The 19,167-nt window shown below is 56.4% G+C and carries 16 protein-coding genes; 13 read left to right on the top strand and 3 right to left on the bottom strand.

What is annotated here, in order from left to right:
• Window positions 1–65 precede the first annotated feature (65 nt).
• Window positions 66–1,355: a citrate synthase gene (locus ACWJJK_RS11820; protein ID WP_086134781.1), complete on the bottom strand. Its 1,290-nt coding sequence runs from the start codon at window positions 1,353–1,355 to the stop codon at window positions 66–68.
• Window positions 1,356–1,572: 217 nt separating this feature from the next.
• On the opposite strand from ACWJJK_RS11820, the gene truA reads away from it, so the two are divergent.
• The 11 genes from truA to ACWJJK_RS11765 all read left to right on the top strand — a co-directional run bounded on the left by truA (window position 1,573) and on the right by ACWJJK_RS11765 (window position 13,126).
• The gene (gene truA, locus ACWJJK_RS11815) at window positions 1,573–2,388 is read left to right on the top strand and encodes a tRNA pseudouridine(38-40) synthase TruA (RefSeq protein WP_077729530.1); all 816 of its coding nucleotides are present in this window, start codon (window positions 1,573–1,575) and stop codon (window positions 2,386–2,388) included.
• The gene (locus ACWJJK_RS11810; protein ID WP_434112626.1) at window positions 2,385–3,044 is read left to right on the top strand and encodes a phosphoribosylanthranilate isomerase; all 660 of its coding nucleotides are present in this window, start codon (window positions 2,385–2,387) and stop codon (window positions 3,042–3,044) included. The genes truA and ACWJJK_RS11810 overlap by 4 nt, the downstream gene beginning before the upstream one ends.
• Window positions 3,019–4,239, top strand: a complete 1,221-nt coding sequence (gene trpB, locus ACWJJK_RS11805) for a tryptophan synthase subunit beta (protein WP_077729528.1) — start codon at window positions 3,019–3,021, stop codon at window positions 4,237–4,239. Before ACWJJK_RS11810 ends, trpB begins: the two co-directional genes overlap by 26 nt.
• On the top strand, window positions 4,236–5,045 hold the full coding sequence (trpA, locus tag ACWJJK_RS11800) for a tryptophan synthase subunit alpha (RefSeq protein ID WP_454128103.1): 810 nt from the start codon (window positions 4,236–4,238) through the stop codon (window positions 5,043–5,045). The genes trpB and trpA overlap by 4 nt, the downstream gene beginning before the upstream one ends.
• Window positions 5,046–5,053: 8 nt before the next feature.
• Window positions 5,054–6,025, top strand: a complete 972-nt coding sequence (gene accD, locus ACWJJK_RS11795) for an acetyl-CoA carboxylase, carboxyltransferase subunit beta (RefSeq protein ID WP_454129042.1) — start codon at window positions 5,054–5,056, stop codon at window positions 6,023–6,025.
• A 3-nt stretch (window positions 6,026–6,028) separates the two neighbouring features.
• The gene (gene folC, locus ACWJJK_RS11790; protein WP_077729525.1) at window positions 6,029–7,291 is read left to right on the top strand and encodes a bifunctional tetrahydrofolate synthase/dihydrofolate synthase; all 1,263 of its coding nucleotides are present in this window, start codon (window positions 6,029–6,031) and stop codon (window positions 7,289–7,291) included.
• A 13-nt stretch (window positions 7,292–7,304) separates the two neighbouring features.
• Window positions 7,305–8,399 (top strand): SPOR domain-containing protein, encoded by a 1,095-nt coding sequence (locus tag ACWJJK_RS11785; protein ID WP_077729524.1) that lies wholly within the window; start codon window positions 7,305–7,307, stop codon window positions 8,397–8,399.
• A gap of 78 nt (window positions 8,400–8,477) precedes the next feature.
• Entirely contained in the window at window positions 8,478–8,978 is a 501-nt protein-coding gene (locus tag ACWJJK_RS11780; protein WP_086134776.1) for a CvpA family protein, read from the top strand.
• A gap of 26 nt (window positions 8,979–9,004) precedes the next feature.
• Window positions 9,005–10,513: an amidophosphoribosyltransferase gene (purF, locus tag ACWJJK_RS11775; RefSeq protein WP_077729522.1), complete on the top strand. Its 1,509-nt coding sequence runs from the start codon at window positions 9,005–9,007 to the stop codon at window positions 10,511–10,513.
• Window positions 10,514–10,544: 31 nt separating this feature from the next.
• Window positions 10,545–11,729 (top strand): O-succinylhomoserine sulfhydrylase, encoded by a 1,185-nt coding sequence (locus tag ACWJJK_RS11770; RefSeq protein ID WP_156881201.1) that lies wholly within the window; start codon window positions 10,545–10,547, stop codon window positions 11,727–11,729.
• Window positions 11,730–11,791: 62 nt separating this feature from the next.
• Window positions 11,792–13,126, top strand: coding sequence for a UDP-glucose dehydrogenase family protein (locus tag ACWJJK_RS11765; RefSeq protein ID WP_156881200.1), 1,335 nt, complete (start codon window positions 11,792–11,794; stop codon window positions 13,124–13,126).
• Window positions 13,127–13,168: 42 nt separating this feature from the next.
• Here ACWJJK_RS11765 and ACWJJK_RS11760 read toward each other — a convergent pair whose 3' ends face one another.
• Window positions 13,169–14,095, bottom strand: coding sequence for a histone deacetylase family protein (locus tag ACWJJK_RS11760; RefSeq protein WP_086134821.1), 927 nt, complete (start codon window positions 14,093–14,095; stop codon window positions 13,169–13,171).
• Between the two features lie 231 nt (window positions 14,096–14,326).
• On the opposite strand from ACWJJK_RS11760, the gene acnB reads away from it, so the two are divergent.
• Together acnB and ACWJJK_RS11750 are read left to right on the top strand one after the other, a co-directional pair.
• Window positions 14,327–16,903, top strand: coding sequence for a bifunctional aconitate hydratase 2/2-methylisocitrate dehydratase (gene acnB / locus ACWJJK_RS11755; protein WP_086134775.1), 2,577 nt, complete (start codon window positions 14,327–14,329; stop codon window positions 16,901–16,903).
• A gap of 92 nt (window positions 16,904–16,995) precedes the next feature.
• Complete coding sequence (locus ACWJJK_RS11750; protein WP_156881198.1) at window positions 16,996–17,820, top strand: ferritin-like domain-containing protein; 825 nt, start codon at window positions 16,996–16,998, stop codon at window positions 17,818–17,820.
• 30 nt (window positions 17,821–17,850) lie between these two features.
• Here the strand turns inward: ACWJJK_RS11750 and ispG are convergent, their stop codons facing one another.
• Window positions 17,851–19,089, bottom strand: a complete 1,239-nt coding sequence (gene ispG, locus ACWJJK_RS11745; protein ID WP_454128102.1) for a flavodoxin-dependent (E)-4-hydroxy-3-methylbut-2-enyl-diphosphate synthase — start codon at window positions 19,087–19,089, stop codon at window positions 17,851–17,853.
• Window positions 19,090–19,167 lie beyond the last annotated feature (78 nt).

The raw sequence follows: 19,167 nt of genomic DNA, 5'->3' as shown, positions 1-19,167 counted from the left end.
ATGCTACGCGCCCGGTTCGGATGTCCCCGTCGGACCGGGAGCAAAGCATAATTCGAAGACGGATTCTACCTGTCGTTCATGGGTTTATAGGCCCGTTGCCGTTCGCCGATGTATATCTGGCGGGGCCGTGCGATTCTCATGCCGGGTTCCTCGATCATTTCCTTCCAGTGAGCAATCCAGCCAGGCAGTCTTCCCAAAGCGAACATTACGGTAAACATGTTCGTCGGAATCCGCATGGCACGGTAGAGGATTCCCGAATAGAAATCGACATTGGGGTAAAGCTTGCGCTCGATGAAGTAGGGATCGGTGAGCGCCACTTCCTCTAGGCCCTTGGCGATTTCGAGAATCGGGTCGTGAATGCCCAGCTTTCCGAGTACTTCGTCGCAGTGCTTTTTGATGATCTGCGCCCTGGGGTCGTAATTCTTGTAGATTCGGTGTCCGAACCCCATCAGTCGAAATGGATCGTTTTTATCCTTGGCCTTGTCGATGAATTTCTTGTAGTTTCCGCCGTCGGCCGCGATCGCCTCCAGCATTTCGATCACAGCCTGGTTGGCGCCGCCGTGCAGCGGACCCCACAAGGCGCAGATGCCGGCCGAAATGGATGCAAAAAGGTTGGCCTTGGAAGATCCCACCATGCGAACGGTCGAGGTGGAGCAATTCTGCTCGTGGTCGGCATGCAGGATGAACAATACGTCCAGCGCCTTGCGCGTCACCTCGTCCGGCTCGTACAGTTTGACCGGCGTCGTGAACATCATGTGCAGGAAGTTGGAGAGGTAGTCCAGTTCCGGACGGCTGTAGACAAAAGCTTCACCCACCGATCGCTTGTAGGCGAAGGCGGCCAGCACACGCACTTTGGACAGGAGCCGGGTAATGGTTTGGTCCCGCTCGTGCGGCGACTGATCCGGTTTCAACAGTTCCGGATGATAAACCGAGAGGGAACACACCATTGCCGAAAGAATGGCCATGGGATGGGCATGGCCGGGGTACGAGGTGAAGAAGCTCTTCATGTCCTCGTGAATCAGCGAGTGGAAAAGGACCTTGTCCTTGAATTTCGTAAATTGCTCGGCGTTCGGCAACTCGCCGTAAATGAGCAAATAGCAGACTTCCATGAACGTCGACTTCTCGCAGAGCTCGGCAATGTCGATCCCGCGGTAGCGGAGAATTCCTTTGTCGCCGTCTATGTAGGTGATGGCGGATGTGCAGGAGCCTGTATTGGCGTAACCGGGATCGACGGTGATGTAACCGGTCGATGCCTGGAGCCGGGTGATATCCAGCCCTTTTTCGTTCTCGGTACCGACGACGACGGGAATATCGAACCGTTTGCCGTCCAGTTCGAGCTTTGCTGTGTCTGCCATAATGCTAAGAAACCCTAAATACGGACTTTGTTCTCGTTTCTGTTTCAGTGTAACGACAACCGGTCATTTAACGCTAGCCTGCCTAAAGAGTGCTCAGTCGTTTTTCGATGCTTTTCAGTAGGCCCGTTTCGGCCGCGATTGTTTCAAGATGGTAACATTGGACTGATAGCGGAACGTTCTTTCCTGTTATCTTGTTAAACAAATAATTTCTAAAACGATGCGTATCGCCTTGGGTATCGAGTATGACGGTCAAGCCTTCTCCGGTTGGCAATGGCAAAAGGGGAAGCTTACCGTCCAGGGCGCGGTCGAAGACGCTCTAAGCCGCGTTGCGGCCGAGTCGATTCGCGTCATCTGTGCTGGCCGGACGGATGCGGGCGTGCATGCCTTGGAGCAAGTCGTCCATTTCGATACCAAGGTGTACCGTAAGCCGTATTCCTGGCTGATGGGGACTAATACGGCGCTTCCCGAAGACGTGCGTATCCTCTGGGTTCAAGAGACTCCGGAGGACTTCCATGCGCGCTACAGCGCCATCGCTCGATTCTATCGGTATGTCATCCTGAATCGCCCGATGAAGTCCGCGCTCTTCAGACGACAACTCACCTGGCATTTTCATCCGCTCAATGAGAAAGCCATGCAGGAGGCGGCAAACAATCTGATCGGGGAACATGATTTTTCCTCGTTCCGAGCCCAGGACTGCCAATCCAAGAGTCCCATGCGCCGGATGCATTTCATCCACGTGCGGCGGGAGAATGACAGGGTTATCATCGAGCTGTGCGCCAATGCTTTCCTGCATCATATGGTTCGGAATATCGTAGGCGTCTTGATGGAGGTTGGATCGGGCAAGCAGCGCCCGGATTGGGCGGCCGAGGTTCTCGGGGCCCGAGACCGAAAGTGCGCCGGTGTTACGGCGCCGGCCGACGGGTTATACTTAGGCGGTGTTTATTACCCTCCCCATTTCGGTTTACCCCGTCATCCGATATTCGATTATCTGCCGGAAGACGCCAGTCGTTATACTCCTTCGGAAAGCGAGTGAAATTTCCGTATCCCTTCCGTAGAACTCGCGTTAAAATCTGCGGCTTCACCCGCCCGGACGACGCCTTGATAGCTGTTCAACTGGGCGCCGACGCCGTCGGTTTGGTTTTTTATCCGCCAAGTCCACGAAATCTCGACGTCGAGACGGCGCAAAGCATCGTGTCTGCTTTGCCGCCATTCGTCACGGTGGTCGGGTTGTTCGTCGATGAAGACGAGGTTGTCGTCCGCGAGATTTTGCAACAGGTACGTATCGATCTGATTCAGTTTCACGGTGATGAAAGCCCGGATTACTGCCGCCGTTTCGGAAAACCCTATATCAAGGCCGTAAGGATGCGGTCGGAAACAGATCTGACGACAATTGTGGATACTTATCCGGATGCTGCAGGTTTTCTGTTGGACGCATGGCATTCGGATGCCAAGGGGGGGACCGGTCATCGCTTCGACTGGGACTTGATTCCGAAGGAACTCCGCCGATCGGTGATCTTGGCCGGAGGGCTTGCTCCTGATAACGTTGTGGAAGCCTTGCGGACGGTGCAGCCTTATGCCGTCGACGTATCCAGCGGTGTAGAAGCAGGCAAGGGCATCAAGGATGCCGATAAAATGGCGGCGTTTCTAGAACAGGTACACGAATATGACCATAGAGTACACATCGACTGAATCGTACAACCTGCCCGACGAGCGGGGCCACTTCGGGCCCTATGGCGGCGTATTCGTTGCCGAAACCTTGATGTATCCGATTCAGGAGTTGAGGGACGCGTATTATCGCTACATGAAAGATCCCGAGTTCCTTGCGGAATTAGATTACGATCTCAAGCATTACGTGGGGCGCCCTTCGCCGATCTATTACGCCGAGCGCCTTAGTTCGATGCTGGGCGGCGCGCAAGTTTTCTTCAAACGCGAGGATCTCAATCACACCGGCGCCCATAAGGTCAACAATACCGTAGGACAAGCTTTGCTCGCCAAACGTATGGGCAAACAGCGCGTTATAGCCGAGACCGGCGCCGGACAGCACGGCGTGGCTACCGCTACAGTCGCCGCCCGCTTGGGAATGGAGTGCGTGGTTTATATGGGGGCTGTCGACGTCGAGCGCCAGGCCCTCAATGTGTTCCGCATGAAGTTGCTCGGCGCGACCGTGGTGCCGGTGGAATCCGGTTCGAAAACCCTCAAGGACGCGCTCAACGAGGCCATGCGCGATTGGGTTACGAATGTGGACAATACCTTTTATATCATCGGCACAGTGGCCGGTCCTCATCCTTATCCGGCCATGGTCCGCGATTTTCAGGCGGTCATAGGCCGCGAAGCCAGACAGCAGATGAAGGAGCTGACCGGAAGCTTGCCGGACGCGCTGGTAGCTTGCGTCGGAGGCGGTTCGAACGCCATAGGCCTGTTCTATCCGTTCATAAACGAACACGGCGTTGCGATGTACGGCGTCGAGGCGGCGGGCGAGGGCATTGCGACCGGTCGCCACTCGGCTCCTTTGAGCGCCGGCAAGCCGGGCGTTCTGCACGGCAATCGCACCTATCTCATGGAGGACGAGGATGGCGAGATCATCGAAACCCATTCGATTTCAGCCGGCCTCGATTACCCCGGCGTGGGTCCGGAGCATTCCTGGTTAAAGGACAGCGGTCGGGCTACATACGTCAGCATCACCGATGACGAGGCGATGGAGGCCTTTCACACGCTGACCCGGATCGAAGGAATCATTCCGGCATTGGAGTCCAGTCACGCCGTGGCGTACGCCATGAAGCTCGCGCCCACCATGAGCAAGGATCAAAAAATCCTGGTCAACCTATCGGGACGCGGGGACAAAGACATCAACACCATTGCAAGGCGCGAAGGAATTACTCTGTGAGCCGTTTGACCGCCAAGTTCCAGACTTTAAAACAAGCCAACCGGAAAGCTCTCATTCCTTTCATCACGGCGGGCGATCCCCATCCGGATTTCACGGTTCCGGCGATGCACGCGATGGTGGAGGCCGGGGCCGACATCATCGAACTGGGCGTGCCTTTCTCCGATCCGATGGCGGATGGTCCGGTCATCCAAAAGGCCAGCGAGCGAGCTCTTCTGCACAAGATGAGCCTTCGCCGCGTGCTGGACATGGTAGAAAAGTTCCGTTCGAACGATAGCGAGACTCCTGTCGTTCTCATGGGGTATCTCAACCCGGTCGAGTGCATGGGGTACCGCGCGTTCGCCGACAGGGCCAGGAGCGCTGGCGTCGACGGCGTTCTTACCGTGGACATGCCTCCCGAAGAATCGTCCGACCTGTTGTCGCTTTTGGAGCAAGCCGGTATCGATCCGATCTTTTTGCTCGCCCCCAACAGTACCGATGAGCGGATACGCAAGATGGGCCAGTTGGGGCGGGGCTATTTGTATTACGTCTCTCTGAAAGGTGTCACCGGCGCCTCGCATTTGGATTTGAGCGATGTCCAGCGTAAGCTTTCCGAAATTCGCGCGCTGACGGATCTGCCGCTGGGCGTCGGGTTCGGCGTCAAGAACGCCGAGATCGCTGCCACGATCTCCAAGTTTGCCGACGCGGTGGTAGTGGGCAGTGCGCTAGTCGAGAAAATCGAGGTTGCACGGGGCGATTCCGGGCGAGCGCTCAACGATATCGTCGATCTGTTGAAATCCATGCGTACCGCGATGGACGCATCTTTTTAGCGAGAGTCATCACCTTGAGCTGGTTTCACAAATTAGTACCTTCGAAAATCCGCACGGAAGCGTCTACGAAAAGCGCGATCCCCGAAGGCTTGTGGAGCAAATGTCCGGCCTGCAACGCAATTCTGTACCGGTCGGAAGTCGAACGGAATCTGGAGGTTTGCCCGAAGTGCGGCCATCACATGCGCATCAGCGGGCGCAAGCGCCTGCATCTGTTTCTCGACCCCGGCAATCGCCTGGAAATCGGCGAAGGACTTACGCCCGTCGATCCGCTTAAGTTCAAAGACAGCAAGAAGTACAAGGATCGCTTGGTTCAGGCGCAAAAAGCCACCGGCGAAAAGGACGCGCTGATCGTCGTCGCCGGTCAGCTCCAAGGCCGGCCATTAGTCGCTGCCGCATTCAATTTCGAATTCATGGGCGGTTCCATGGGGTCGGTCGTGGGAGAGCGCTTCGTGCGGGGCGTCAATCACTGCCTGGAGCAGGGAGTTCCATTGGTCGTCTTCAGCGCCAGCGGCGGCGCCCGCATGCAGGAATCCTTGTTGTCCCTGTTTCAAATGGCGAAAACCAGCGCCGCCTTGGCGCGGTTAGCCGATGCGGGCATTCCTTTCATTTCCGTGATGACCGATCCGACGATGGGAGGCGTATCAGCCAGTTTGGCCATGCTGGGCGACATCAACATCGGTGAGCCGGGCGCTCTGATCGGGTTTGCGGGACCGCGCGTGATCGAACAGACGGTCCGCGAAAAACTGCCGGAAGGATTTCAGAGAAGCGAGTTTTTGCTCAATCACGGCGCTCTGGACATGATCGTCGATCGTCGGGAGATGCGTGAAAAAATCGCGTCCCTGTTGTCGATACTGGCCTTTGAAAAGCCGGCTGCGGCCAGTATCGAGCCGGTCGTCGTCGAAAAGCGCGTCGAAAGACCCGAAATGCTTGCCGCGGCTTATACCTCTCTTTCTGCCGAAGAACTTACGGGCAACGAATAGTTCATGCGTTTCAAAACGCTGGCTGATTGGCTGGCCTGGCAGGAGACCCTGCACCCGAAGTCTATCGACCTCGGCTTGTCCCGCGTCAAAATGGTCCATGGACGGCTTGGTCGTCGCGAAAAGCCGCCTTTCACCATCACCGTCGGCGGCACAAACGGAAAAGGCTCATGTGTAGCGATGTTGGACGCGATTTTACGCCAGGAGGGCTACCGGGTCGGCACATATACGTCGCCGCATCTTCTACGCTATAACGAGCGAATCCGTATTGACGGGGAACCCGTCAGCGACGACCGGATTTGCGACGCGTTCGAGCGTATTGAACGGGTGCGCGACGAGACGACTCTCAGTTTCTTCGAGTTCGGCACCTTAGCGGCGCTCGATATCTTCGCTACCGCCGATCTGGACGTACAAGTGCTCGAAGTCGGTTTGGGCGGTCGTCTGGACGCCGTCAATATCATCGACGCGGATGCGGCCCTGATTGCCAGCATCGACCTCGATCACCAGGATTGGTTGGGTGAAACCCGCACGGCCATAGGGCTGGAGAAAGCCGGTATTTTTCGACCCGGCAGACCCGCGGTCATCGGAGACAGCGATGTGCCGGAGGCCGTGGTCCGATATGCCGAGGAGGGTGGCGTGCCGCTTTCGTATGCGGGGCGGCATTTTATGTATGAGGTGTCCGGCGACGGATGGAACTGGCTGGGGCGAAACACCCAGCTGGCCGATTTGCCGTTTCCGGCGCTCCAAGGTAGTCACCAATTGATCAATGCGTCGGCTGTGTTGGAAGTCTTGCAGAGGATCGAAACCCACATGCCCGTATCAGCGGCGGCCGTTCGGAATGGGTTGAGAAATGTCACTTTGGCCGGACGGTTTCAGTACATCCCTGGAAGTGTTCCTGTATTATTGGACGTGGCGCACAATCCTCAGGCGGTGAGGGTATTGGCGGAATATCTGGGCTCCCGGTTTGGCGGGAAAACCATACATGCAGTCTTCGCCGTTATGCGCGACAAGGACGTTCTCGGGATTATCACTAACATAAAAGACCTGGTCGAGCATTGGTATTTGGCTCCCCTCAAAATGCCCCGGGCAGCGACTGCCGATCAACTTTTAGCTATTTTCGACAGTCTTGGCGTTTCAGCAGTCCGGTCTGGGTTCGCCGATGCTGCAGCGGCATTCGGTGCCGCCAAACAGGACGCGGAAAACGATCACCTCGTGCTCGTGTTTGGCTCATTCTTTCTAGTTTCCGAGTATTTGGCTCAAATGAGCTGAGTCCGAGGTATTCATGGATCAGCAACTGAAACAACGTCTCATCGGCGCTATCATCATTGTTTCTCTGGTAGTTATTTTCGTGCCCATGCTGTTCGAGGAACGGCAGGACGATCTAAGCGCTGCCGGCTCCGGCGAGATTCCGGCACTTCCCAAAGAGGTTGAAGCCAAGGCCATCGAGCTGCCGAACTCGGCAGCCGATGTTGCTCCGTCGGAGGAGAGCGAAAGCACTAGTACGGGTTATCGGATAATCCCCTTGACCGATGGCGATTCGACCGCCGCGGAAAGCGAGCAGTCCGCTTCTGCCGAGTCCGGCGAAAAGCCCGAAAATCGGGCGGCTTCTATAGCGGATAGTGAACCGACGGTTGCCGATGAGGATGTTTTGAAAGCCACGGGCGATGCGCAAACTAGTCGCGCAGCCGATCCCGCTGAATCGGACAAAGCGCAAGTGGCTAAAACCGATGAACCGGCAAAAGCCGCCGGAGTTAGCAAATCAAAACAGGCTCTCGCCAGAAAAAGCAAACTCGAGCCGACAACCCTGACGGTCAATTCGGAAGAGGGCGCCGTTGATACGATGCCGCCGGACCAGCCCGCCGCACTGCCTAAGGCGAAACCAAAAGCCCCGCCCGCGAAACCGATCGAAAAAGGATCGAAGAAGTCCGAGACGACAAGAGCTGCCGAATCGGCTAAATCTGCGTCGTCTCCGGTGAGTCCCCAAAAACCGGCGCAGATCAAGCCTTCATTGGATAATTCGAAGGCGGCACCGTCCGAAGCGGTTTCAAAAGCTCCTGAAATCCCATCGAAACCAGCCGTTGGAGGTGGGGGAGCGAAGCTTCCTGAGCCGCCAATTCCTGCACCGGAGGCATCCGATGACTTGGCGGCATGGGTAGTCCAAACCGGTAGTTTTACCACCGAGGGCAATGCGCGGTCACTGGCCGATAAGCTGCGAAAATCGAACTTTCCCGCATTTGTGGAGGTCGTTAACAACGCCGGAACCTCAGTCTACCGCGTTCAGGTAGGTCCCGAGTTGAACCGGACACGGGCAGAGCAGATACAGAAGCAGATTGAGAATACTATCGGTATCAAGGGTATCGTGGTTCCGCATCCGTGATCGCTGGCATTCCCGGATACCGGATTTCTGACCAGACGATTATCAATACGACAGTGCTATCGTCGGCGAGAGTACGACATGTCTAATCTGGTTTGGGTCGATTATTGTATTGCCGGAATCATTGGTTTATCAGCCTTCATCGGGCTGTTGCGCGGTCTTATTCGCGAAGTGTTTTCACTCTGTGCATGGGTTGCGGCAGCGTGGATCGGGTTGCAATTCAGCCGTGATTTTTCGGTTTATCTCGATTCCGTCATTTCCCTTCCCTCCGCCCGGATGGCTGCATCGTTTGGGATACTCTTTTTAGCCAGTTTGATATTGGCCAGCCTGGTTACTTTTTTGCTGCACATGCTGGTGAAAAGTACCGGGTTGACGGGGACCGATCGTCTTGCCGGAATGGTATTCGGTATCGGCCGCGGAGTCGTCATCGTTTCAGTGCTGGTTCTTTTGGCCGGAGCGACACCTCTTCCGGCAGACCCTTGGTGGAAAGAATCTGCCTTGATTCCGCCATTTCAGTCGTTAGCTTTATGGCTTCGCGACCAACTTCCGTCGGACTTCGGCAGTTATGTCAAGTTTCGATGATTTTTCATTGTTAAGTGAGTTGACCTATGTGTGGTATTGCCGGCATCGTTTCCAGTGACGAAGTCAATCAGGAGCTGTATGAAGCCCTGACCGTATTGCAGCATCGGGGACAGGATGCCGCGGGTATCGTCACCTGCGAACACGATCGCTTTAACTTGCGCAAGGACAGCGGTTTGGTACGGGACGTATTTCATACTCGCCACATGGTGAACCTCAGGGGAAAGATGGGCATCGCCCACGTCCGTTATCCCACCGCCGGTTGCACGAGCTCGGCCGAAGCCCAGCCGTTTTACGTCAATTCTCCTTACGGCATCAGTCTGGCGCATAACGGTAATCTGACCAATGCCGAGGTGCTGAAGGAAGATCTGTTCGCCCAAGATCAACGACACATCAACACCGATTCCGACTCCGAGGTTCTCCTTAACGTCTTTGCTCATGAACTCCAGGAACTGGGGAAACTTCGGGTCGGCCCCGAAGATGTGTTCCGTGCCGTGGCGGCCGTACACCAACGCTGCCGGGGCGCTTACTCGGTGGTGGCGATGATCACCGGTTTCGGTATCATCGGTTTCCGGGACCCTTACGGCATTCGCCCCTTGGTGTTCGGCGAACGCAAGACCGCCAAGGGCACCGACTACATGATCGCATCGGAGAGCGTCGCCCTGGACGTGTTGGGATTCAAGCTGATTAGGGATGTGCAGCCTGGCGAGGCCGTGATCATCGAAAAGAACGGTACGCTACATACGCGTCGATGCGCCGAAAAAGTGCTTTATTCGCCGTGCATATTCGAATTCGTTTACTTCGCGCGTCCCGACTCCATCATCGACAATATCTCGGTCTACAAGGCCCGGCTTCGCATGGGCGATAAACTGGCCGAGAAAATTATGCGGCTGCGCCCGGATCACGACATCGATGTCGTGATCCCCATTCCGGATACGAGCCGGACTGCGGCGTTGCAGCTCGCCAACCGGCTGGGCGTGAAATACCGGGAGGGCTTTATCAAGAATCGCTACATCGGACGTACGTTCATCATGCCCGGACAACAGCTTCGCAAGAAGTCGGTCAGACAGAAACTGAACGCGATCGACCTCGAATTCAAGGACAAGAACGTTTTGCTGGTCGACGATTCAATCGTCCGAGGCACTACGTCCATGCAAATCATTCAAATGGCGCGGGATGCCGGAGCGCGCAAAGTTTACTTCGCGTCCGCGTCTCCGCCGGTACGCTATCCTAATGTATACGGCATCGACATGCCTGCGGCGCATGAATTGATCGCCCATGGGCGCAGCGAACAGGAGGTGCAGGATGAGCTTGGCGCGGATTGGTTGATTTATCAGGACTTGAGCGATTTGATCGAGGCCGTGCAGAGAGGAAATCCTTCCATCGGGCGGTTTGACACATCGTGTTTCAACGATGACTATGTCACCGGGGATATCAATCAGGAATACCTCGATCGGCTCAGCAAGCACCGTAACGATCAGTCCAAGGCCAGACGCTCGGCCGATGGTTCGATCATCGAGTTGCACAACGCGGGCTAGTATCACGGACGCTTTTTGCGAGGTAGACCACATGACCGATTGGGAATGGCAGCAGTATGCCATCGAAACTCAGGCGATACGCGCCGGGCAGCGACGGACGTCCGAACAGGAACATTCCGATCCGATCTTTGCGACGTCCAGTTACGTGTTCGACAGCGCCGAGGATGCCGCCGCGAGGTTTTCCGGTAAGATTCCCGGCAATATCTATTCGCGCTTCACCAATCCCACCGTTCGAGCTTTCGAGGAACGGCTCGCCGCCCTGGAAAGCGGAGAACGCTGCATTGCGGTGACTTCGGGAATGGCCGCTATCGCTACGACGGCCTTCGGATTGTTAAAGGCCGGAGACCATGTCGTGTGCTCCCGGAGCGTGTTCGGCAACACAGTTCTGCTGTTCCAGAATTACCTGAGCAAATTCGGCGTCACGACCACTTTCGTGGATATGACCGATTATGCGGCCTGGGAAACAGCCGTCAGGCCCGAAACGCGCTTTCTTTTTCTCGAGACTCCCTCAAATCCGCTGACCGAAATTGCGGATATTCATCGCATTGCAACGATAGCCAGGCAAAATGGGAGCCTTCTGGTGGTCGATAACTGTTTCTGTACGCCCGCTTTGCAGAAGCCTCTGGATTTGGGAGCGGATATCGTCGTTCATTCGGCAACCAAGTACCTGGACGGGCAGGGGAGATGCGTCGGAGGCGCGATCGTTGGCCGGCAGGAGTTATTGGATAAGGAAATCTATCCCTTTCTAAGGACGGGTGGCCCTTCCATGAGTCCGTTCAATGCCTGGGTATTTCTCAAGGGGCTGGAAACCTTGGCGATACGCATGCGCGCGCATAGCGAGAATGCCCTGAATCTTGCAGAGTGGCTGGAAGCCCAGTCTTGGGTCAAGCGCGTGTATTATCCGGGACTGCCGTCCCACCCCCAACATGAGTTAGCCGTGCGGCAACAATTTGCGGGCGGCGGCATCGTGAGTTTCGAGGTCGAAGGGGGCCGGGAAGGGGCCTGGAACCTGATCGACTCGACCCGCCTGCTATCCATCACTGCGAATCTAGGGGATGTCAAAACGACCATCACCCATCCCGCAACCACGACTCATGGCAGGCTGAGCGAGAACGAACGTGCCGCTGCCGGTATCAGCGAGGGTTTGGTCCGTATCGCCGTGGGGCTTGAAAATATCGATGACATCAGACGCGATTTGCTTCGCGCCTTTGCATAAGATCGGATTGGTCGTATCGACCTCCGCGTGCAGAATCTCATTCGTAACAAAAAGGAACAGTCATGAAAGTCACCGTCTTTGGTTCGGGTTATGTCGGCCTCGTTACCGGAGCCTGTCTGGCCGAGGTAGGCAATGAGGTGGTATGCTTAGATATCGACGAGGGCAAGATTGCCCGGCTCAATCAAGGCGAGGTTCCGATTTACGAGCCTGGTCTGGATAGCATCATCGAACGCAACATGGCCGCGAAACGTCTGCATTTCACCACCGATGTGGACCTGGCGGTTCAGCATGGTTTATTCCAGTTCATCGCAGTCGGCACGCCTCCCGACGAGGATGGGTCGGCCGACCTGCAATATGTGTTGGCCGTCGCGCGCAGCATTGGCGAACGCATGGAGGATTATCGCGTTGTAGTCAACAAGTCGACCGTGCCCGTCGGCACGGCGGATAAAGTCCGCCAGGCGATAAATACGGTGCTCAACGACCGGCAGAAGCCATGTGAATTCGATGTGGTTTCAAATCCGGAATTCCTGAAAGAGGGGGCAGCCATCGAGGATTTCATGAAGCCGGATCGTATCGTGGTGGGCACCGACAATCCCCGCACTACCGAACTTCTACGGGCCTTGTACGCGCCATTCAATCGCAATCACGACCGCCTGGTCTGCATGGATATCCGCTCGGCCGAGCTGACCAAGTACGCGGCCAATGCCATGCTGGCGACGAAAATCAGCTTCATGAACGAATTGGCGAATCTCGCCGAATGTCTGGGCGCGGATATCGAGAAGGTGAGGGTGGGCATCGGGTCCGATCCGCGGATCGGTTACCACTTCATTTATCCCGGCTGCGGATACGGCGGTTCGTGCTTCCCGAAAGACGTTAAAGCACTCGAGCGCACCGCGCGGGACGTCGGATATCAGGCCCAGTTGCTGCGGGCGGTCGAGGATGTCAATGACCGGCAGAAACTGAGACTTTACGAAAAAGTTAAGGATTATTTTAAGGACGATCTAAAAGGAAAGACACTCGCTCTCTGGGGGTTGGCATTCAAGCCGAATACGGACGACATGCGCGAAGCTTCCAGCCGGGTGATCATCGAAGCCCTTTGGGAGGCGGGCGCCAGGGTACAAGCGTTCGATCCGGTCGCGACGCACGAAGCCGGGCGATTATATGGGCATAGGTCCGATCTCGCGCTTTGCGACAGCCCCGAAGCTACCTTGAAAGGTGCTGACGGCTTGATTATCGTCACTGAATGGAATGTATTCCGCAGCCCCGACTTTGATACGATCAAGGCCGAACTGTCGCATCCCGTCATCTTCGACGGTCGGAATCTTTATGATCCGGCCCGGATGAAAATGATGGGATTTGATTATTTCGGCATTGGGCGGGGCGCGTCCTTAGCCTGATTAGAATAGCGGGGGCGCTCGGCGCCCCCTCTTTTCCAGCCATCAGCTCTTCATCAGCGCACGTACATGCGCGGCCACACTCTTTCCTAAAGCCTCCAGGTTGTATCCACCTTCCAAAACGGATACTAGTCGGCCTCGTGCGTGTTCTTTCGCCAATTTCACCAGTTCCGAAGTTACCCAAGCATAATCGTCCTCGACCAAATTCAGATCGGCCAGGGGATCGTCCCGATGGGCATCGAAGCCGGCGGAAATCAAGACAAGCTCCGGCGTAAAACGATTGATAGCGGGCAGAATCTTGTCCGCCACGGCCAAGCGAAATTCATGGGACCCGCTGCCGGCTGCCAGAGGCACATTGATCATATTGCCCGCACCGGTTTCGCCGGACCTCCCGGTCCCGGGATACCAAGGGAACTGGTGAGTCGATGCATATAAGACGTCCTTATTCGTTTCGAATGCTCGTTGGGTACCGTTTCCATGGTGCACGTCGAAATCCATGATGGCGACCCGTTCGATTCCATGGTGTTTGCGGGCATATTCGGCGGCAATGGCGATATTGTTGAACAAGCAGAACCCCATGGCCGCGTCGGGTTCGGCATGATGTCCCGGCGGCCGGACAGCGCAGAAAGCGTTCGTGGACTCCTTGGCAAAAACGGCATCCACCGCGGCACATGCGGCACCTACGGCATGCAAAGCCGCTTCGCCCGAACCGGGCGACACGACCGTATCGCCGTCGAGGTAAGCAAAACCCAGTTTGGGCACGGCTCCCAAGACGTAATCGATGTGCCGATCGGTGTGGATTAAACGAATCTGTTCGCGGGTACCGCGCGGCGCTTCCCGTCGATCGAGACCGGAAAAATCGGGTCGACTAAGTGCGCGCTCGATCGAACGCAAGCGCTCCGCGTTTTCCGGATGCCCAAGGCCGGTGTCGTGTTCCAAGAAACTCCGATGACTGAAGCAAATCGTAGTCATGACGAGCATCCGGCGTGATAAACGTATGAGTGATCCATATAATACCCGAGTATTGCCGTTGGAATAGAACCGATACGGTTTGATGATTGATCGTTCCCCGGTATTTGGACCAATGATCGATGACTCGTTCTCGGGAATGGAAAACGGCGGTCGTTTTATACGACAAATGAAACCGTTTCGAATCGTGCGTGGGGCTCGAGTCGAACAGAATTGCAAACTTTAGGGGAAACCATGCTGGAAGAATATCGCAGACACGTTGCCGAGCGAGCGGCACAAGGGCTTGTGCCGAAACCTCTGAGCGCGGAAATGACCACGGCTCTGATATCGCTCATCAAAAATCCGCCTCGAGGCGAGGAAGAATTCTTGCTCGACCTGTTGACCAACCGCGTGCCGGCAGGCGTGGATGAAGCGGCCTACGTCAAGGCAGGTTTTCTGGCAGCTGTCGCGAAAGGTGAAACCGTCTCGCCGATATTGGATCCGCGCCTTGCGACCGAGCTTCTCGGCACTATGCTGGGCGGCTACAACGTAGCCCCGCTGATCGAACTGCTCGACCATCCGGCGTTGGGAACGCTGGCCGCAAAGGGCTTGTCGCATACCTTGCTGATGTTCGATGCGTTCCACGATGTTTGCGAGAAGGCCGAAGCCGGCAATGCGAACGCACAGGCGGTCATGCGGGCTTGGGCCGAAGCCGAATGGTTCACGAGCCGGCCGAAGGTGCCTGACGTCATTACGGTGACCGTATTCAAGGTGCCGGGTGAGATCAACACCGACGATTTGTCGCCCGCCCAGGATGCTTGGTCGCGGCCCGATATTCCGCTGCACGCCAAAGCCATGCTGAAAGTGCCGCGCGAAGGCGTCACCGATGCCGAGGCGCAGATAGCGGAACTCAAGACAAAAGGCTGGCCGGTCGCATTCGTGGGCGACGTCGTAGGTACGGGTTCTTCTCGGAAATCCGCGACCAACTCGGTGCTGTGGTATATCGGCGAGAATATTCCATGTGTTCCGAACAAACGGGCGGGAGGCATGTGCATCGGAGGAAAGATCGCTCCCATCTTCTTCAACACCATGGAAGATTCCGGTGCCCTGCCTATCGAGTGCGATGTCTCGAACTTGCATACCGGCGACGTTATCGACGTCTACCCTTACAAAGGCGAGATCAAGCGCCACGATACCGGCGAGCTGCTTTGCACTTTCGCCTTGAAGAACGATATTCTGCTGGACGAGGTGCAGGCCGGGGGGAGGATCTCGCTCATCATCGGACGCGGCCTTACCGATCGTGCTCGCAAGGCACTGGGTCTCGACATCTCGCCGGTATTCCGACGTCCGGAATCTAAACTGGACAGCGGCAAGGGATATACCCTCGCCCAAAAGATGGTCGGAAAAGCCTGCGGGGTAAAGGGTGTACGTCCCGGCACCTACTGCGAGCCTCATATGACGACGGTAGGATCTCAAGACACTACGGGCCCGATGACGCGCGACGAGCTCAAGGATTTAGCTTGCTTGGGGTTTTCTGCAGATTTGGTGATGCAGTCCTTCTGTCACACGGCGGCCTATCCCAAGCCCGTAGACATCGATGTCCACCACACTTTGCCCGATTTCATCATGAATCGCGGCGGCGTTTCGCTTCGTCCCGGCGACGGCATCATCCATTCATGGCTCAACCGCATGCTGATTCCGGATACCGTCGGAACCGGCGGCGATTCGCATACCCGCTTCCCTATCGGGATATCGTTTCCCGCGGGTTCCGGCCTGGTCGCTTTCGCTGCCGCCACCGGTGTGATGCCTTTGGACATGCCGGAATCGGTACTGGTCAGGTTCAAGGGCGAAATGCAGCCGGGCATCACGCTCAGGGACCTGGTGCATGCCATTCCTTATGCGGCGATGCAGCGCGGGCTTTTGACTCTCGAGAAAAAGGGCAAGAAGAACGTTTTTTCAGGACGCATCTTGGAAATCGAAGGACTGCCGACTCTAAAGGTAGAGCAGGCATTCGAGCTGGCGGATGCTTCCGCCGAGCGGTCCGCCGCCGCCTGTACCGTACGCCTGAACAAAGAGCCGATCGAGGAATATTTGCGGTCCAATATCGTTTTGCTCAAATGGATGATCGAGCAAGGTTATGGCGACGTACGAACCTTAATCCGGCGAATCGCGGCCATGGAGGATTGGCTGGCTGATCCCATGCTCCTGGAGCCCGATGCCGATGCCGAATATCACGAAGTGATCGAGATCGACCTGAGCGAGATTAAAGAGCCGCTCTTGTGTTGCCCGAACGATCCTGACGACGTAAAACCCTTGTCTGCCCTTGCCGGCACCCAGATCGACGAGGTCTTTCTCGGTTCCTGCATGACGAACATCGGCCATTTCCGTGCGGCCGGAAAAATCCTGGAGCACTTCGGGACGCAAGTTCCAGGGCGTTTATGGATCGCTCCGCCGACCCGGATGGATCAGTTGGAATTGACCGAGGAAGGGTATTACGGCATCTACGGCAAAGTGGGCGCTCGGACCGAAATGCCCGGATGTTCATTGTGCATGGGCAATCAGGCACGGGTGGCGGACCATGCCACCGTGGTATCGACCTCGACGCGAAACTTTCCCAATCGGATGGGAGCGGGTGCCAATGTGTTTCTGGCCTCGGCAGAACTCGCGGCCGTATGTTCGAGTTTAGGGCGCATCCCGTCGTACGAAGAATACATGGCTTTCGTTCAGTCTCTGGAAAAGGACGCAACGGATACCTATCGATATCTGAATTTCGATCAGATTCCCGACTACGTCAGAAAGGCGGAACAAGTCGCTTTAGACGCCACGGCTTGACATGCCAAGTGCGACAGCGCCGCTTGCCGCACCCGACGAGGCATCGGCAAGTGGCGGCCTGTTGTTCTTATTCCGAAACGATTACGAAACTCATGTCGTCCAATTTATTCGAGATTGCGGAATCGTGCCTATACACGCCATCCGTGGAAGCCAAACTGGAAGCGACCGAGCGGGCTGCGCTGGCCTTCCGGGGAGAAGGCTTTTCTCTGGATGATCGCTTGCCGCCCAAGCCGGCATCGGAAGTCCGCTTCCCGGAGCGTCCGGAGCTGGTGGACCCGAGGCATTTGCCGCGGCGGAAACTCACGACCCCTGCCGGGAAGATCGCGTTTCTGCATGCGGTTGCCCACATCGAATTCACCGCGATTCAGCTCGCATGGGATATGGTTTATCGGTTTCGCGAAATGCCATCGGCGTTTTATGACGATTGGCTGGAAGTAGCCATCGAGGAGGCTTATCACTTTTCTCTGGTTCGAGGAAGGCTAAAAGACTTTAATGCCGACTACGGCCAACTTCCGGCACATAGAGGATTATGGGAATTAGCCGAGGACACGGCGCACGACGTGAAAGCCCGCCTGGCGTTGGTTCCGCGCGTGATGGAAGCGAGGGGATTGGACGTCACCCCGGCAATGATTGACAAGCTCGATGCCTTAGGCGATGACGCAACCGCGAATATCCTCAGGATTATCCTGAGGGACGAGGTTGGCCATGTGGCGCGAGGTACTCGTTGGTTTCAATACGTGTGCAACGAACAGGGAATCGATCCCGTAACGGAATATTTCGATCTTGTCGAACGCTATCTTCGGGGGGCTGTCCGCGGTCCGTTCAATATCGAATTGCGCCGAGCGGCGGGATTTAGCGATCTGGAGTTGCAGCGTTTGAAGGGGATGGCTAGCGAAAGTCCGGCCCGCCCGGACTGAGGAGCCGCGGGCCGGGGAGCTTTCGATTCCTTACTCGGCGATGGCTTGATGTTCCTGATTCGGGCCGTAGTGGGACACGATATAACGCTCGACCAATTCCTGAAAGTCTTCGGCGATACGATCGCCCTTCAGTGTTACCGTCTTTACGCCATCCTCGAAGACCGGGGCGACCGGTTGCTCACCCGTGCCGGGCAAGCTGATTCCGATATTGGCGTTCTTGCTCTCGCCCGGGCCGTTGACCACACAGCCCATCACGGCCACGTGCATGTCCTCGACACCCGAATATTTCTTGCGCCATTCCGGCATCTTGTGACGGAGATGGCTCTGAATCTGCTGAGCCAGCTTTTGAAAATAGTCGCTGGTCGTACGGCCGCAACCGGGGCAGGAGATCACCATCGGCGTGAACGAGCGGATGCCCATGGTTTGGAGAATCTCCTGGGCGACGATGACTTCGTGAGTGCGATCGGCGCCCGGCTCGGGGGTCAAGGAAATACGGATGGTATCGCCGATGCCCTGCTGCAGTAGTACCGCCAATGCGGCCGTAGACGCCACGATGCCTTTGGATCCCATGCCGGCTTCGGTAAGCCCCAAGTGCAGAGCGTAATCACAGCGTTCGGCGAGCGCTTGATAAACGGCAATCAGCTCCTGAACGCCGCTCATCTTGCATGACAGCACGATGCGGTTTTTAGGCAATCCTAATGACACGGCACGCTCGGCGCTTTCCAAAGCCGAGGTGATGACCGCCTCGCGCATCACTTCGGCGAGTGGTCTTGGGTCACTAAGCTGCGCGTTCTCATCGAGCAGGCGTGCCAGCACGGATTGATCGAGGCTCCCCCAATTGACGCCGATCCGCACGGGTTTTTCGTAGCGGCAGGCAAATTCGATCATCTGGGCGAATTGGGGATCGCGCTTGGATCCGCGGCCCACGTTGCCGGGGTTGATACGGTATTTCGCCAGTGCTTCGGCGCAACCGGGAAACTTGTCCAGCAGCTTATGACCGTTGAAATGGAAATCGCCGATTAGAGGAACGAAGCAGCCATTCCTGTCCAATTCTTCGCGTATCTGAGATACGGCCTGTGCTGATTCTTCATTGTTTACGGTAATGCGGACCAATTCGGAACCGGCCTTGGCCAGATCCATCACCTGTCTGACGGTGCTTTTTACATCCGCGGTATCGGTGTTGGTCATGGATTGGACGACCACCGGCGCATTGCCGCCGATCTGGATCTCACCGACTTTTACACCGACCGAATCTCTTCTATTCATCATGCTTAAAAACCTACTGGGATACTTCGCGAGTCCGCTATTTTATCAATGACACAGCTCAAGCCTATCGTAGGCTTGCGG

The sequence above is a fragment of the Methylocaldum gracile genome, from assembly GCF_053646815.1.
Note: the sequence above shows the minus strand (reverse complement) of the source record. Positions and strands in the feature narration are given on the sequence as shown.